20 protein-coding genes are annotated in these 12892 nt (G+C 68.1%); 6 read left to right on the forward strand and 14 right to left on the reverse strand.

All coding sequences use genetic code 11. From position 1 onward, the window contains the following. The first annotated feature begins 64 nt into the window (after positions 1-64). Positions 65-586, forward strand: a complete 522-nt coding sequence (locus STHE_RS11205; RefSeq protein ID WP_012872695.1) for a ClbS/DfsB family four-helix bundle protein — start codon at positions 65-67, stop codon at positions 584-586. A gap of 36 nt (positions 587-622) precedes the next feature. Here the strand turns inward: STHE_RS11205 and STHE_RS11210 are convergent, their stop codons facing one another. Together STHE_RS11210 and STHE_RS11215 are read right to left on the reverse strand one after the other, a co-directional pair. Next, a complete protein-coding gene (locus tag STHE_RS11210) occupies positions 623-2197 on the reverse strand; it encodes a recombinase family protein (protein ID WP_012872696.1) in 1575 nt (524 codons plus the stop codon). An 80-nt stretch (positions 2198-2277) separates the two neighbouring features. Beyond that, complete coding sequence (locus STHE_RS11215; protein ID WP_012872697.1) at positions 2278-2493, reverse strand: helix-turn-helix transcriptional regulator; 216 nt, start codon at positions 2491-2493, stop codon at positions 2278-2280. Between the two features lie 155 nt (positions 2494-2648). On the opposite strand from STHE_RS11215, the gene STHE_RS11220 reads away from it, so the two are divergent. Both STHE_RS11220 and STHE_RS11225 read left to right on the forward strand, forming a co-directional pair. After that, on the forward strand, positions 2649-2894 hold the full coding sequence (locus STHE_RS11220) for a hypothetical protein (RefSeq protein ID WP_012872698.1): 246 nt from the start codon (positions 2649-2651) through the stop codon (positions 2892-2894). Positions 2895-2957: 63 nt separating this feature from the next. Next, positions 2958-3413, forward strand: a complete 456-nt coding sequence (locus tag STHE_RS11225; protein WP_012872699.1) for a hypothetical protein — start codon at positions 2958-2960, stop codon at positions 3411-3413. 128 nt (positions 3414-3541) lie between these two features. Here STHE_RS11225 and STHE_RS11230 read toward each other — a convergent pair whose 3' ends face one another. The 12 genes from STHE_RS11230 to STHE_RS11280 all read right to left on the reverse strand — a co-directional run bounded on the left by STHE_RS11230 (position 3542) and on the right by STHE_RS11280 (position 8452). Next, complete coding sequence (locus tag STHE_RS11230; RefSeq protein WP_012871965.1) at positions 3542-3841, reverse strand: hypothetical protein; 300 nt, start codon at positions 3839-3841, stop codon at positions 3542-3544. Further along, the gene (locus tag STHE_RS11235) at positions 3838-4257 is read right to left on the reverse strand and encodes a hypothetical protein (protein ID WP_012871964.1); all 420 of its coding nucleotides are present in this window, start codon (positions 4255-4257) and stop codon (positions 3838-3840) included. Before STHE_RS11235 ends, STHE_RS11230 begins: the two co-directional genes overlap by 4 nt. Further along, positions 4254-4547, reverse strand: coding sequence for a hypothetical protein (locus tag STHE_RS11240; protein WP_012871963.1), 294 nt, complete (start codon positions 4545-4547; stop codon positions 4254-4256). The genes STHE_RS11235 and STHE_RS11240 overlap by 4 nt, the downstream gene beginning before the upstream one ends. Next, a complete protein-coding gene (locus tag STHE_RS11245) occupies positions 4537-4926 on the reverse strand; it encodes a hypothetical protein (RefSeq protein ID WP_012871962.1) in 390 nt (129 codons plus the stop codon). The genes STHE_RS11240 and STHE_RS11245 overlap by 11 nt, the downstream gene beginning before the upstream one ends. Positions 4927-4993: 67 nt before the next feature. Next, the gene (locus STHE_RS11250; RefSeq protein ID WP_012872700.1) at positions 4994-5563 is read right to left on the reverse strand and encodes a hypothetical protein; all 570 of its coding nucleotides are present in this window, start codon (positions 5561-5563) and stop codon (positions 4994-4996) included. 19 nt (positions 5564-5582) lie between these two features. Further along, positions 5583-5873, reverse strand: coding sequence for a hypothetical protein (locus STHE_RS11255; RefSeq protein WP_012872701.1), 291 nt, complete (start codon positions 5871-5873; stop codon positions 5583-5585). Beyond that, positions 5873-6061 (reverse strand): hypothetical protein, encoded by a 189-nt coding sequence (locus STHE_RS11260; protein WP_012872702.1) that lies wholly within the window; start codon positions 6059-6061, stop codon positions 5873-5875. The genes STHE_RS11255 and STHE_RS11260 overlap by 1 nt, the downstream gene beginning before the upstream one ends. Then, positions 6061-6321, reverse strand: coding sequence for a TubC N-terminal docking domain-related protein (locus STHE_RS11265; protein ID WP_012872703.1), 261 nt, complete (start codon positions 6319-6321; stop codon positions 6061-6063). The genes STHE_RS11260 and STHE_RS11265 overlap by 1 nt, the downstream gene beginning before the upstream one ends. Beyond that, positions 6321-7382 (reverse strand): AAA family ATPase, encoded by a 1062-nt coding sequence (locus tag STHE_RS11270; protein ID WP_041399059.1) that lies wholly within the window; start codon positions 7380-7382, stop codon positions 6321-6323. Before STHE_RS11270 ends, STHE_RS11265 begins: the two co-directional genes overlap by 1 nt. A 68-nt stretch (positions 7383-7450) precedes the next feature. Then, entirely contained in the window at positions 7451-8047 is a 597-nt protein-coding gene (locus STHE_RS11275; protein WP_012872705.1) for a CHC2 zinc finger domain-containing protein, read from the reverse strand. A gap of 53 nt (positions 8048-8100) precedes the next feature. Further along, on the reverse strand, positions 8101-8250 hold the full coding sequence (locus STHE_RS19045) for a hypothetical protein (RefSeq protein WP_012872706.1): 150 nt from the start codon (positions 8248-8250) through the stop codon (positions 8101-8103). Then, positions 8243-8452: a helix-turn-helix domain-containing protein gene (locus STHE_RS11280; protein ID WP_012872707.1), complete on the reverse strand. Its 210-nt coding sequence runs from the start codon at positions 8450-8452 to the stop codon at positions 8243-8245. Before STHE_RS11280 ends, STHE_RS19045 begins: the two co-directional genes overlap by 8 nt. 120 nt (positions 8453-8572) lie before the next feature. Between STHE_RS11280 and STHE_RS11285 the strand changes: the two genes are divergently transcribed. From STHE_RS11285 to STHE_RS11295, 3 genes are all read left to right on the forward strand, one after another. Continuing rightward, positions 8573-9175: a helix-turn-helix domain-containing protein gene (locus STHE_RS11285; protein ID WP_012872708.1), complete on the forward strand. Its 603-nt coding sequence runs from the start codon at positions 8573-8575 to the stop codon at positions 9173-9175. A 54-nt stretch (positions 9176-9229) separates the two neighbouring features. Then, positions 9230-9742: a macro domain-containing protein gene (locus STHE_RS11290; protein ID WP_148219967.1), complete on the forward strand. Its 513-nt coding sequence runs from the start codon at positions 9230-9232 to the stop codon at positions 9740-9742. Positions 9743-10021: 279 nt separating this feature from the next. Further along, complete coding sequence (locus STHE_RS11295) at positions 10022-12649, forward strand: ATP-binding protein (protein WP_012872710.1); 2628 nt, start codon at positions 10022-10024, stop codon at positions 12647-12649. Positions 12650-12892: the final 243 nt, after the last annotated feature.

Below are 12892 nucleotides of genomic sequence, written 5' to 3' on the forward strand. Positions count from 1 at the left end.
GGTACCGGCATCATCGAGGATACTGCACGCATCACCGGACGACGCCACTGCGAAGGAGCACGCCATGGAACCACGCCAGACCAAGGCCCAACTGCTCGACACGGTCAGGACCACGCGGGCCGATCTGGAGCGGCTGATCGCGGCCGGAGAGGACCGGCTGGAGGAGCCGAACGCCTTCGGTCCGTGGACCTTCGCGGACGTGATCGCCCACCTGACCGGCTGGCGCTGGCTCTCCGTGGCCCGCATGGAGGCCGCGCGGGACAGCACGGTCCCGGTCCCTCCCTGGCCGTCCCACCTGGACCTAGACGAGGACGTCGACGAGATCAACGAGGTCATCTACGCGGCCAACCGCGATCGCGCGGCGGCCGAGGTGCTGCACGACTCGCGCGAGTCGTTCGACCGGCTGGAAGCCGCGCTGGCGGCCATCCCCGAGGACGACCTCTTCGACCCCACTCGGGTTCCCTGGCTGAACGGCCGGCCGCTGGCCGCGGTCATCGACGGGATGGCGAACCACTTCTACGAGGAGCACGCGCCCGACATCCGCGCCTGGCTGGACGGGGCACTGGCGGAGGGAAGAACGTCATGACCACCGAGCACCCACTCACCGCGATCGTCGGCGACATCACCGCCGTCGAGGCCGACGCCATCGTGAACGCGGCCAATAATGAACTCTGGATGGGAACACAACTTCATCCAGCGGCAGCTTCGCCGTGATGACGTAGCGCGGATAGTCCGGGTCGCTCGCGCGGTAGACCTGCACGGAGATCCCCAGCGCGTCGAGTGCGAGCCGCCGCTGTTCGTACGTCAACTCGCCTAGCCGCTCTGCCACGCGCTCGCACCAGCTCATGAGGTCTGCGAGGTTCGCCCGTGCCGCCTCCCAGGCTTCCCGGCGATGCAGGATGCCCTCCCGCTCGGCTTCCAGTTGCCGGCGCCGTGCCGCCACGCGCTCCAGTTCGGCCATCAGCGCGGCTACGGCGTCGGGATCGTCGGTGAGGCCGATCGCCTGCGTCAGGTTGGCCCGCTGCCGGTCGACCTGCTGCAGGAGCCGGTCGACGGCCGCCAGGTCGGCCGCCGTCGGATCATCGGTCTGCAGCCGCGCCAGTTCCTCGGCCACGATCTCCGGCCGCGTCAGGATGGCCTCCACGCGCTCCCACACGGCCGCGTCGAGCACATGCGCCGCGATGACCGGCATGGGGCACGACCCGCGCCGGTACTCCCGCCCATTGCAGCGGTACGCCGGCTTCCCGCTGTTCTTGTGGACGTGCATCGCCCGGCCGCAGTAGCCGCACCGGACGTAGCCACCACGCAGCAGCGCGGCCTCAGGGTTGCGGTTGTTGCGAGCCGCCCGTGCCTGGTTGCGCGCGAACTGCTCTTGCACTAGCTCGAAGGTCGCACGGTCAACCAGCGGCGGGACCGTGCCCTCTGGCAGCGGCAGACCGGCCTCATGGTTCCGCACGTAGCCATTCCGGCTCTGCCATGTCCAGGCGCGGGCATCGCCCGTGTAGTGGGGATGCTTCAAGATCTTAGAGACGGTCGTCATTGACCAGGTCGGCTTGCCTGTCGGCGTCGGGATACCGTCATCGGTTAGCCCCCGCGCGATGGCCCGCAGTGGGCGCCCTTCGGCGGCCTCGCGAAAGATGCGCTGCACAATCGGCGCCGTCTCTGGGTTGACCACGAGCCGCGTCTTATCCGCATCGGCCCACTGGTAACCGTAGAGCGGCCGCGGGCCGTGGATCAGCTTGCCGGTTTCCGCCCGCGCCCGGCGCCCGCGCATCGCGCGCTCACGGAACTTCTCATGCTCCACCTTGGCCGCGTAGCCCCGTACGAAGCGGATCAGCTGCCCCTCCGGGGAGTTGTCCAGCGGCTCGGTGACGAACTCCACCGCCGCGCCGTGGTGGTCGGCCTCCGACAGGATCACCCCGAGGTGTACCGGGTCGCGGCTCAGGCGATCGATCGCGTAGGCGATGACAACGTCGAACTCCTTGCGCCGCATGGCCTCACGCAGCGCGGTCAGCTCCCGGCGATCCCAGAGGTTCACCCCGGTGAAGACTTCGCGGTACTCAGCAACCACCTCGTAGCCGTGCGCCGCCGCGTACTGGCGGCACGCCGCAAGCTGCGTGTCCAGGGACGTGCCGTCCCGCTCCTGCTGCTCGCTGCTGACGCGGGCATAGATGGCCGCCCGTCGCCCGTTGCCCATGATGCGTTCTCCTGGTACGCTCTCGATACTCCCAGCGTGGCCCTACCGCGCTGGGGCAGTGCCGCCGTCGCGTGGCCTGGTCACGCGGCGGCTTTTTTTGTCTCGCTCGAGGGGGTGAAGTCGATTTCATCCATGCTGACGCCGAAGATCTGAGCAAGCTTTCGAAGCTGCGATGCCTTCGGCTCGTTCCGCCCTGCTTCCCAGTTGTAGATCGTGGCCGGCGTCACGCCCACGCGATAGGCCAGCTCCAGTTGTGTCCAGCCACGCGCTTCGCGTAGCTCCTTGATCGTCTTCATGTCGCCCCCTTTCCATCTCACGTAGCATAACAGATTTGTGTATCCCTGTCCATGCAAACCTGTTGTTGACAAGACTCTCAGAAAGCGTTACTATGAACGTGTTAGAGGCGCGGCACCGCCTCAGTGTCGGTAGGGTCACATGAAGGGAGGTCCCCATGACGATCATCCCGTTTCGGCGTCCGGGCGAAGTGGCCGCCCCCCCGCCGGGCATGGTCGACTTGCCCGCCTTGGTGACGCGCTATGTCGAGGCCCTGAAGGAGGACGGCATCGACCAGCCCCTGACCGAGCTGTACACGCTGGGTTGGGTGTTGGCCGACCTGTGTCAGATGGCGGGCGTCCCGGTCCCGCCGGCCCTCGAAGGCCCCCATCTGGAGTGGATGGACGAACCGACCCCCGCGTAGGGCTATTGTCCGAAAACGTCCGAAACGTCCGCAGTAGGGACCAGGTGAAGGAGAGAAAGCGGAATGGAACTCAAGAATATCGCCGGCCGGACCATCACTATCGAGTTGTCGCCCGAGGAAGCGATGAGACTGGCCGTGGCCTGTCAGGCGGCAGCAGATCATTGTTGTGCTTCTACGAGAGACTACGGGGATCTACTACCGGACGCGGACGCGGGGCCGGTGGCATGGGTTGCAACCGAACTCTACGAGGCAACAGCGGCCATGTTCGAGGCTGCGGCGCTGGCGGCGGCCGCGGATACCTACATCAATGACAACCCCATCAGACTCGACCGGCTCCGCGAGGGCAAGCTGCTTGGTGAGCTGTGGCCGGTTGCCCGAGACGCGCACGTAGTGATTCAAGATCGCGACCAGGCAACGCACCAGTTCGGGATGCATCAACAGCGTGCCGTTCTCGAGCCGGATCAACGGCCGCAGATCGCGAACGATCGGTTCCATGTCGCACCTCGCTGTTGCGGATAACGAAACTTATCTGCATGACCTCCCCCCTCCCCGCCCATCGTCGTCGTCGTGTTCGGCCGCACTTTGGCCACCTTCCTGCGCATGTCGGCACGAATGGCCGGGAACGCAGCCGAACCAGCCCGCGCCCGTCAGGCCGCATCGGCCGCCGGATTCGGCTGTTCACCGACTGGCAGCCCGAGGGCGGCCGCCTGGGCGATCACCTGCCGAGCGCCCGCCAGCACCGCCGGCCAGGCCGGGTCCGGTGCGAGCGTGCCCTCGGCCAGGCGCCGCGCCACGTCGTCGCAGACCGCCCGCAGCAGCCGGCAGCTCAGCGTCAGGGCCAGGTCCTGCTCTGCCGGTGCCAGCGCGTCGTACGGCCCGACATTGCCCTCAGCGGCCGCCAGGGCGGCGTCGATCGCGCGGTCGATCTGCACGTCGGTGTCACTCATGGTGCCCCTCCTTCGTCCTCAGCCAGGAAGCGGGTCATCTGCTCGATTCCCCGCGCGATGCGCTGGTAGACGTCGCGCCAGCCGACGCCCTCCGCGTCGCCCACGGCGTTGATCCGGATGAAGAGGCTCTCCCGCATCAGCGCGGGATCGCAGAAGACGGCCCAGATCGCCGCGGCCGCTTCCGGGTCGTTATCGACCTGGGCGAGCCAGGCCAGCGCGCGGTCAAGGTCCGCCTTGATCTCGACGCGGACTTTCTCACCGTCGTAAGCGGGCCGACGCCCCCGTCGGACGGGACGGTCCGGGCGCGGCGGTCGGATCCTAAGCCGGAAGTAGTGATAGTCCAGGAGCGCCCGACGCACCCGCTGTAGCGACCAGTACGGGTCCCGGGTCGCGGCCGGCTCAGGCGCTGCACTCACTTCTCCACCTCCTCGCGACACCACTGCCGAATCGCGCCGAAGAGCGCCCCCTCGCCCGGTTCAGCCTCCGACGCGGCCAGGTCCCGCGCGAGGCCCAGGTCCAGTGGGGCCTGCTCCGCCCACTCGGCATCGCCGGAACGCAAGGCCATCAGGGCCTCCCCGACGTCCAGGAGCGCCCCCACATCCACCGCGCGCCGGCGGCCGCCCGGGAGCAGCAGGATGTAGACGCCCGGCCGGTGCTCCAGCGCCGCCTCCAGCCGCTCAAGCCGACGACGCAGATCACGAGACACGGCGCCCCACGTCCTCGCCCTGAGCGGCCTCTTCCAGCTTGCGCAACCGCTCTTCGAGCTCGCCCGCCTGCAGCACGTCTACCAGCGCCCGCGCCACGCTGGCCGCGGCCATCGCCCGGCGCGGTTCCAGCGAGCCGCCTAGCACGTCCCTCAGCGCCTGTTCGAGCTGGTCGAAGACGGGCAGCAGGCGCGGCGGCACGAGGCGCCGCAGCCGCACGACCTTCGCCCGGTTGCGGCCGCCCCGCCGGCGCGCCTCGGTCCGCTCCGCTTGCAGCTCGGGGTCGTGCGCGAAGCAGTACGGCCGCCCGGGCAGTGCGCGGGCCGTGCAGCGCCCGCCGTCCCGGCGGGTTGCCGTGCATTGGTCGGATCTAGTAGCCATTGCTTCCTCCTGTGCTTCCGCCCGGTGACGCCGGGCGCCCCATGGCGGAGGCGCCCGGCACCGTGGGTTACGCCGGTCGCATCTCCACGACGGGCGCCGGCTGGTCCAGCTCGACCGGGCGCGGCGCGGCCGCGAAGTTGCTCCGGAGGGCGAACCGCCAGCCCGGATCGCCGACCCTCTCCTCGAAGTCGGCCAGCTCGCCGACGGCCTGGGCCATCTGCGGCCGGGTGGTGAGGTAGGCGTCCAGCACGGCGCGGTAGCCCCGTTCGGCGGCGATCAGGGCGGCCGCCTTCGCCAGGACCTCGTCGCCGGTGTCTTCCGCCCGGCGCAAGGTGCGTTGCAGCTCGTTCTGATCGGCCGCCCGCTCGGCAATCTGGATCGCGCCGCGGTAGCTATCCACCTGGCCGGGATCCGCCCCGAACGCCGCCCGCCGCAGACGCTGGCGCGCGGCTTGGATCGCCGCGTCGGCCTGGCGTCGCAGGGCGGCCATCTGCTCAGCGTGGGTCTCGTAGAGCGCCTTGAGCTTCCGCTGCCGCGCCGCCCGCGTCAGGTCCCGATCCCGCCGGATCTCGTTCGCCTTGGTCTGGTACGTGGCCCGCAGCTCCTTCGCCTGCTCCACCAACGTGTCGAGGTTCATGACTCACCCCTTTCGGTCGCTAGTCGTTGCCAACACTCATCCGTAGCCCCGCTGCGTGGGCCCCCGGCGGCGCCCGCGTGGGCAGCCGGGCCAGCAGCCGCGCATGCACCTGGTCAACGTCGACCCCGTCCGGGGCGATCAAGTGCAACCACGCCCGGCACACCGGACCGGCCAGCCATTCGGCCGCCTCAGCATCGCCCCCGAGCGCGTCCTCGTAGGCCAGCCGGATCACGGCCGCCAACAAGGCCGCCTCCGGCGCGCTAGCCGCGACATCGTGGATGATGCCGCCCGGTGTGACCGCGCGGGACATCACGCGGCCTCCTTCCCACCGCTGGCACAGTGCGGACAGACGAGCCAGTCTGGCGACGCCATGACCTGCTCGGCTGAGACGAAGTAGGACTTCCCGCACCGTGGGCAGCCGACCACCCAGCCGCGGCCGGTCAGCGGCCGGTCATTCCGCCGGTCGGGGTCGTGTTGTTGAGCAGCGATCCCGTCCATCACGCCACATCCACTTCCCCGTACAACCTGCACGTAGTGCAGAGACCAGCACGCAGGGACTCCTCGAAGTAGAGCGGCCCATAGCACCGCGAACAGGCGGTCCGCAGGTAGGCGATGACTTCGGCCTCGCGCTTTCGGAGCGCCGCGGCCAGGAATGCCGCCCGCCGCGGCCCACGCAGGCGCAGCGCGCCGTCCTCAACGGAGAGCCGCACCCCGGCGTCGGCCGCCTCCATCACAAGGAACCGAATCGGCGTCTGCATCAGTACTCGACCTCCTCCTCATCCTCACTTGTATGGCCGTTGGGGCAGAGGAGCCCGAAGTTCATCACTTCACCGCCCTTAAGAGCAGTGAAGTGATGAAAATGAGTGACGCGCCAGACGCCGCGCTCGACTTGCTCCACGCGCCCCGCCTTCTTCAGTGCGGTGAGCGCGTTGCGGACCGTCCCGGCGCTCAGTTCGAGTTCTTGAGCGAGGGCATCCGGGGTCGTGCCGCGCTCGTACTGCATAAGAACCCGGAAGACGCGCTCACCGGTGGGAAGGTGGTCGTCGATTCCGGCGAACCGGTCGTCGTTGATCGGCACCTCCGCGAACGTCACCCGGTCCGCTCCGAAGTCCATGGCGATGCTGAGCGGCGCGCTCTTGGGGCCGAAGTTGTGCTTCGTCTGCCGAAGGATCAGGCCGCCCGCTTCGGCCTGGATCAACTGGAGAACCGAGCGGCTGAGGTTGTACTTGAAGACACTACCGTACGCGCGGAGCTGCGACAGATTCGCGCCCGGCGCGGGTTTGGGAACGTGGTCCAGGGCCAGGACCGTGCCCCACCGCTCAACGCTCTTGAATGTCGCGGTCGTGTCCGGTGCTCGTTCGAGGTCTGCTCCGAACGCGGCCGCCATGACACTGTCGAGGACCACCAGCACCGGCGTCACCTTCTCCACCACTGCTTCCACGTCGGCCATGACAAGCGGGTCCGCGAGGGAGCCGGCGATCCGGTGGTAGAACAGGCCCTCCGGTGGTCGCTCGAGGCCCAGCCCCCGCGCCACCTCGTAAGCCCGCCTCACGAATTCTTCGGCGTCGAGTTCAGCATCCACGAAGAGGACCGGCCCCTGGATGACGGCGCGGTTGAAGACCGGGCGCCCCAGCGCGACGCAGACTGCGACGTAGAGCGCCAGGTAACTCTTGCCCGTCCCGCCGTCGGCGAAGAGCGAGGTGATCCTGCCAGCGGGGATCAAGCCTTCGACGATGTACTGTCGCGGGGAAGGCTCGGGCTGCCGCCACACCTCCACAACCGTGAGGACGCGCTCCGAGGGCTGGGCCTCGGTTTTCATCATTTCACTCCCCTTAAGGGAGAGTGAAAATGAAGAACGAGCGTGAGCGGTGCGGACGGTGGACGCACTCATCGCAGCACCACCTCCCGCACCGGGCCATTCGAAGGCGGTTGAGGCCGCCGCCGCATTGGGATCGGCTCACCCGCCATGACGGCCAGCCGACGCAGGGCCTCGGTGAATTCGCAATGGTTGAACGCCATGATCCAGGTGAGCACGTCACCGCCGACGCCGCAGCCAAAGCAGTACCACTTGCCGTCATGGCCCGGACGGACGGCCAAGGACATGCCGGACTTGCTGGGGCTGTGGAAGGGACATCGCCCACGGAGGCTCTTTCCCCTCGGTTTTAGTTCGACGTCGAGCCCGATCACGGCCTCGATCGGCAGTGCGGTCCGGATTCGCTCGATTTCGGACCGGGCGAACCCGAAGTCGCAAGCCGGGTAGGTGAGCCCCCGGTCCCAGCGGCGGTAGAGCTCCCACTGATAGACCTCTCGCTCGATGACCAGGAGCTCGCGCTGCTCATCGTCGAGCTCGTCTCCGTCGCGGAGCAACCAGGCGATCAGGTCGATATCGCCCCAGAGCTGGTCGTCGGACCGCAGGCGCGCTTCCGCCTGATATAGCTTGCGTATGTCGGTGTTCTCTGCCAGACTAGTTGCTGAGTTCCCCATCGGCTCACTCCAACAGATGCCCCGGCCGGGTTCCCGCCCCGGCCGTTGGCGTCTTATGCCGCTTTCCGCTCCACTTCGCAGTCATTCCGGATTGGCTCAGGCTCCGTCTTGTCCACTGGCTCAGGGGCAAGCAGGATCTGCCAGAGCCGCCGCCACGCCGCCGACTGGCGCACGTCCTCAGGGGTCTGGGTCGGCTCACGCATCCGCCCCCGCCTCCAACCGCTCAAGCCACTCGGACAGCGCCGCGCTGGGAACACGGACCGCCCGGCCGATGCGCACGACACGAAGGTCGCCGCGGGCGATCGCGCGCTGGATTGTGGACTTCGACAGGTTGGTCATCTTCATGACTTGGTCAACCGTGAGCAGCAGCACGGTACTAGGTCCGGGGTTCACCGCAACGGTCACGTCACATCACCTCCTGACACCGCCTGAGGGGCCTAGACGCGCCCCGCGCTATCTGCTAGACTCAAGCCTAGTTCTGTCGCAACGCTCGTTCAACGAACTTAAGCGACATTAGGAGGTATCATGACGACACAAAAAGGGGCGCAGCGACGACAAAGGCGGAGGATTTCGGGTGAGATCGAAGACCGCATCGCGGTCCTGGCTCAGAGGGAGCCACGGTGGTCAGCTGGACAGATCTACGAGCAATTGCTACTTGAGTACGACGAGAAAAAACTCAAGAGCCCCCCGCCTTCCAAGCGCACAGTTGAACGCATCGTCAAGGAATGGAGGGGCGTGGACCTGACCGGCCCATGGAACCTCTACACAGCGGCCCCTGAGGATGTGCCGCTGGTGCTCCCGGTCTTAGCGGCCGTCATCAATTGGACGCAGGGCGCTATAACCTCCCTGACGAACGGTGAGGCACGGATCATCGCGAACATTCGATCTGTGGCCCCTGACTTCGGGTTGGTCGATTCGTTCCTGTGGGCGCGCTTATATCGCCGCCGGATCGAGAACAACGAACCCACAGACGACTTCGACGCCTACCTCAGCTATGCGCCATGGCGGGATGAGAATCGAAGGGCGCTCTACCGGAAAGCTGTTGAGCAGGGATGGGTGCGTGAGGTGCCAAGAGCATTCATTCTTCATCACGAGAACGGTGAGATAACGACCACCAACGTGTTCTAGGGAGAGACAGCAGGGAACGGCAACCGGGCGGCTCAGTGCCGCCCGGTTCTTGTTATGCCGCCAGTGCGTCGCGGTCGGTCCAGCGGAGCGTCAGGTGATTGTGTACCCATCCAACTGTGGATGGGGGCCGGAGTGGCCGGAGCGATCAAGGCGGCGGGCGGCGAGGAGATCGAGCGCGAGGCGATGGCCCAGGGGCCGATCCGGGTCGGGGAAGCGGTGGCTACCGGGGCCGGGCGGCTCCCCTACCGTGCCGTGATCCACGCCGCGGCCATGGGCTATGAGGGCAACCGGATGATCCCGCCGACCTCCGAGAGCATCCAGGCGGCAACGCAGGCCGCGCTGGAGGTCGCCGATCGGCTCGGACTCGAGTCGGTCGCGTTCCCGGCGCTCGGCACCGGCGTCGGCGGCTTCGACCTGGCCGAGGCGGCGGCGCTCATGGTAGCGGCGGCGCGCCGCTATCTGTCACAGCCCAACGCCCGGGTGCGCCGCATCATCTTCGTCCTGCGCAACGAGAACGCCCGCCAGACCTTCCAGGAAGCCATCGACCAGGACGGCGCCGTGGCATAGCGGCCAATGCCGTCGGGGAACGTCCGCCAAGACCAGGAGCGTGGCCGACGTGCGCGGCCACCCGGCCTCGGCGCTCATGGTTGCCATGCGCGGCGCCGGGGCGCCGGGCACAGCCGTGCTGGATCGTCTTGCCTATCCGCATTGGGACAAGCACACCGCGCAGAATAGCATCCCGATTGCGCACACCGTACGCGGTCACAATTATGGAACCGGGCAGAATCCTCCCAAACGTACGCGTTCGTTCCTACATACCCAGCAACGGGGGATGGGGGAGCCGCGTTGCTCCTTCTCGAACGGGACACGTTCCTGTCCGAGCTACGCCAATGGTTCGATGTGGCGGCCTCAGGGAATGGGCACCTGGTGTTCGTCGCCGGGGAAGCCGGGGTGGGCAAGACCGCCCTGGTGACGGCGTTCGGCCGGATGGTGGAGCAAGAGGCTTCGCCCTTCTACGGTGCCTGCGACCCGCTCTCGACGCCGCGACCGCTCGGGCCACTCCTCGACATCGCCGCGCAAGCCGGCGAGGGGCTCCGGCACGTCCTTGAGCAGGACGACCACCACCAGCGCGCCCTTCCGGCCTTCCACTCCTTCCTCGCGCGGCGAGCGCAACCCGCGCTGGTGGTCATCGAAGACGCCCATTGGGCGGACGAGGCGACGCTCGACCTGCTCCGCTTCATCGGCCGGCGCGTCGCCTCGACCCGGGCACTCATGCTGGTCACCTACCGCGACGACGAGATCGGGCCAAGGCACCCCCTCCGAGTCGTGCTGGGCGATCTGGCGACATCGCCTACCGTTCGCCGCATGCACCTCCCACCCCTCTCAGAGAGCGCGGTGCGCACGCTGGCCGCGGGCACGGACTTCGACCCCGTCGAGCTGCACCGGCAGACGGGCGGGAACCCCTTCTTTGTAACCGAGGTCCTGGCGGCCGGCGGGCAGGGGATTCCGCTGACGGTGCGGGACGCCGTCCTGGCACGGGCCGCTCGCCTCCCGTCGGCGGCGCGGGCGATCCTGGACGCGGCCGCCGTCATCGGGGCATACGCGGAAACCGACCTCCTGAGCCAGGTCGTCAGCGCCGAAATGAGCGCGGTCGAGGACGCCGTGGCCGGGGGGATGCTCTTGCCGAGGGACAACGGCTATGCATTCCGCCACGAACTGGCCCGGCAGACGATCCTCGATGCGCTGTCCCCCACGCGCCGGGTGACCTTGCATCGGGCGGTGCTGCAGGCCCTCCGCGCAGTCGGGACGGGTCCGGATGACCTGGCGCGGCTGGCCCACCATGCCGAAGAAGCAGGCGACCGGGAGGCGGTCCTGGCATACGCACCGGCAGCCGCGCAGCGAGCATCGAGCCTCGGCGCCCGACGTGAGGCGGCAGCGCAGTACGAGCGGGCCTTGCGCTTCGCCGGGGATCTTGACCCGGTCGAACGAGCGGCGTTGCTGGAGGGGTTCGCCCTGGAGGCATACCACACCGATCAGATGGACCGGGCGATCGCCGCCCGACAGGAAGCCGTCGAGATCTGGCGCGCGGCGGGAAATCCCCGCAAAGTCGGGGAGAACCTGTGCCACCTGACGCGGGTGCTGATCATGGCAGGGCGGAACGCCGAAGCCAAACAGGCAATCAGCGAGGCCGTTTCAGTGCTCGAGTCGCTCCCGCCGGGCGCTGAACTGGCGTTCGCGTACCAGGTGTACGCGCACTTCCACATGCTCGATCGTGACACCGATACTGCAGTCACCTGGGGAGAGAAGGCGCTCGAGCTGGCAGAGCGCTGCCAGGACGAGATAACGGTGATCGCCGCCTACAACACGATCGGGTCCGCGCTCCTGGTGGGCGGCGACATGAGCGGCACCGGCCCGCTGGAGCGAAGCCTGCAACTGGCATTGCAAGCGGGCCAGGAAAACCACGCCGCGATAGCGTACACCAATCTCGGCTCGGGCCTCGGGGAGATGCACCAGTTCGCGGAGGCGATCCGCTGGCTGGAGGAGGGTATTGCATTCACCGCCGAGCGCGACCTTGATACCCAGCGATGGTACATGTGCGCCTGGCTCGCCCTGGTGCGTCTGTATCAGGGAGAGTGGGACGCAGCGGTCGATGCCGCCCTGGATGTAACGCGTCGTCCCGGCATCTCCGCCATCTCCCGAATCATGGCGTTCGTGGCACTCGGTCGCCTCCGGGCACGTCGCGGCGACCCGGACGCCTGGATCGCACTCGACGAGGCGCTCGAAATGGCGAGAGTCACCGCCACGCTGCAGCGGCTCGCGCCGGTGCACGCAGCCCGCGCCGAAGCCGCCTGGCTCGCCGGGGACGCCGACCGGACCCTCCACGAGGCGTGCGCGGCGTACGACCTGGCGCTCCACCACCGACATATCTGGTTCACCGGCGAACTGGCCTACTGGCAGTGGCGTGCGGGCGCGCGGGTCACGGTGCCGCCGTGGGCCGGCGAGCCGTATCGCCTGCAGATCGAGGGTGACTGGGCTGCCGCCGCCGAGTGCTGGCGCGAGATGAACTGCCCATACGAGATGGCCCGCGCACTGGCTGAGAGTGACGACGAAGCAGCGCTGCGCCAGGCATTGGACGTCTTCCGCGATCTGGGCGCTGCCCCCATGGTCGCCCATGTCTCACGCCGCCTGCGGGCGGTCGGCGCGCGCGGCATCCCGCGCGGGCCGCGCCCATCGACGCGCCAGCATCCTGCCGGACTCACGCGCCGCGAGGCCGAAGTCCTCGACCTGATGGCGCAGGGCCTGTCCAACACCGAGATCGCGGGCCGACTCTACCTCTCCCCCAAAACGGTGGAGCACCACGTCTCCTCGATCCTCACCAAGCTCAACGTCTCCTCCCGTCACGAGGCCATCCGCGTCGCCGAGCGCCGGAGCGGCGAGCCGCGGGCCAGCGTGGGGACCGGGCAGCCTGAGTAAGTCTCCCGCCCCCGGAGTGCCGGCATCCTGCCGGCTCCGGTGCATCGCTCCCCTCTCCCAAAGTTGGGAGAGGGGTCGGGGGTGAGGGCCGCTCCCACGCGAACGCCGGCACGATGCCGGCGCTCCCGCATGTGCTCGCAGCTCCGCCCGAGCGAAGGTTTCGCCCAATATAGGGGACCCGATCTCCCAATTTCAGGGTGTCTCCCGATGCACTGCGTTGGGTGCATGCGTCACCATGGTCTC

The organism is Sphaerobacter thermophilus DSM 20745, assembly GCF_000024985.1.
In the GTDB taxonomy this organism is placed as follows: domain Bacteria; phylum Chloroflexota; class Chloroflexia; order Thermomicrobiales; family Thermomicrobiaceae; genus Sphaerobacter; species Sphaerobacter thermophilus.

What these genes read in the sequence shown, in the direction of transcription:
- STHE_RS11205 (WP_012872695.1), top strand. Translation starts at nt 65, where the DNA reads ATGGAACCACGCCAGACCAAGGCCCAACTGCTCGACACGGTCAGGACC.
- STHE_RS11210 (WP_012872696.1), bottom strand. Translation starts at nt 2,197, where the DNA reads ATGGGCAACGGGCGACGGGCGGCCATCTATGCCCGCGTCAGCAGCGAG.
- STHE_RS11215 (WP_012872697.1), bottom strand. Translation starts at nt 2,493, where the DNA reads ATGAAGACGATCAAGGAGCTACGCGAAGCGCGTGGCTGGACACAACTG.
- STHE_RS11220 (WP_012872698.1), top strand. Translation starts at nt 2,649, where the DNA reads ATGACGATCATCCCGTTTCGGCGTCCGGGCGAAGTGGCCGCCCCCCCG.
- STHE_RS11225 (WP_012872699.1), top strand. Translation starts at nt 2,958, where the DNA reads ATGGAACTCAAGAATATCGCCGGCCGGACCATCACTATCGAGTTGTCG.
- STHE_RS11230 (WP_012871965.1), bottom strand. Translation starts at nt 3,841, where the DNA reads ATGAGTGACACCGACGTGCAGATCGACCGCGCGATCGACGCCGCCCTG.
- STHE_RS11245 (WP_012871962.1), bottom strand. Translation starts at nt 4,926, where the DNA reads ATGGCTACTAGATCCGACCAATGCACGGCAACCCGCCGGGACGGCGGG.
- STHE_RS11250 (WP_012872700.1), bottom strand. Translation starts at nt 5,563, where the DNA reads ATGAACCTCGACACGTTGGTGGAGCAGGCGAAGGAGCTGCGGGCCACG.
- STHE_RS11255 (WP_012872701.1), bottom strand. Translation starts at nt 5,873, where the DNA reads ATGTCCCGCGCGGTCACACCGGGCGGCATCATCCACGATGTCGCGGCT.
- STHE_RS11260 (WP_012872702.1), bottom strand. Translation starts at nt 6,061, where the DNA reads ATGGACGGGATCGCTGCTCAACAACACGACCCCGACCGGCGGAATGAC.
- STHE_RS11265 (WP_012872703.1), bottom strand. Translation starts at nt 6,321, where the DNA reads ATGCAGACGCCGATTCGGTTCCTTGTGATGGAGGCGGCCGACGCCGGG.
- STHE_RS11270 (WP_041399059.1), bottom strand. Translation starts at nt 7,382, where the DNA reads ATGAAAACCGAGGCCCAGCCCTCGGAGCGCGTCCTCACGGTTGTGGAG.
- STHE_RS11275 (WP_012872705.1), bottom strand. Translation starts at nt 8,047, where the DNA reads ATGGGGAACTCAGCAACTAGTCTGGCAGAGAACACCGACATACGCAAG.
- STHE_RS19045 (WP_012872706.1), bottom strand. Translation starts at nt 8,250, where the DNA reads ATGCGTGAGCCGACCCAGACCCCTGAGGACGTGCGCCAGTCGGCGGCG.
- STHE_RS11285 (WP_012872708.1), top strand. Translation starts at nt 8,573, where the DNA reads ATGACGACACAAAAAGGGGCGCAGCGACGACAAAGGCGGAGGATTTCG.
- STHE_RS11290 (WP_148219967.1), top strand. Translation starts at nt 9,230, where the DNA reads ATGCCGCCAGTGCGTCGCGGTCGGTCCAGCGGAGCGTCAGGTGATTGT.